Here is a 538-nt window from a genome sequence, read left to right on the forward strand (position 1 = left end):
GCCCGTACCGCCCGGCGTGTGCGCAGTCGCCACGCGACCATAGGCCAGCGCCGGCACATCGCCCAGCGCGAGCTTTTCCAGCGCGGCGTTGAAGCCCGGATCGCCGGCCATGCCGATATAGGTCTTGCTGTCCTCGCGCTCGGTGCGACGCACTTCGGCGCGCTTGACGCAGGCCAGCACCGGCGTGTGCCCGGCCTCGTCCTTGTACACGCCGACGCCGAGATCGATCTTGTGCGGCCGCGGATCGGCGCGGAATGCGGCCATCAGGCCCAGGATGGGATCGGCGGGGGCGGGCTGCAGCTCGAAGAACATCGCGAAGGCTCCGGGGAAGTCGAGCCCGGAAGGATAGGCGCTCACTGCCATCACGACCAATGCGGGAGGCGCATATCGATGCCCAACGCAAACGCACGCGTATGCGAAGCGGTCGCCACGCATCCACTGGACGCGGCCTGGGCCGTGCGCTGTGTACGCGGCGTTGGGCCGCGCTGCGCTTGGCCCACCCTACAGAGGCCGAGTTGGGGCCAGGCGCTGGGCGCCC

Annotated in this window: 1 protein-coding gene; it reads right to left on the reverse strand. The window is 70.1% G+C overall.

Annotated elements, in window-relative coordinates:
• Nucleotides 1-312, reverse strand: a 312-nt coding sequence (locus FLQ44_RS07740) for an aminotransferase class I/II-fold pyridoxal phosphate-dependent enzyme (protein ID WP_147693935.1), incomplete at its 3' end; no start/stop codon positions are given.
• Nucleotides 313-538: the final 226 nt, after the last annotated feature.

It is taken from the genome of Vogesella mureinivorans (assembly GCF_007644035.1).
In the GTDB taxonomy this organism is placed as follows: domain Bacteria; phylum Pseudomonadota; class Gammaproteobacteria; order Burkholderiales; family Chromobacteriaceae; genus Vogesella; species Vogesella mureinivorans.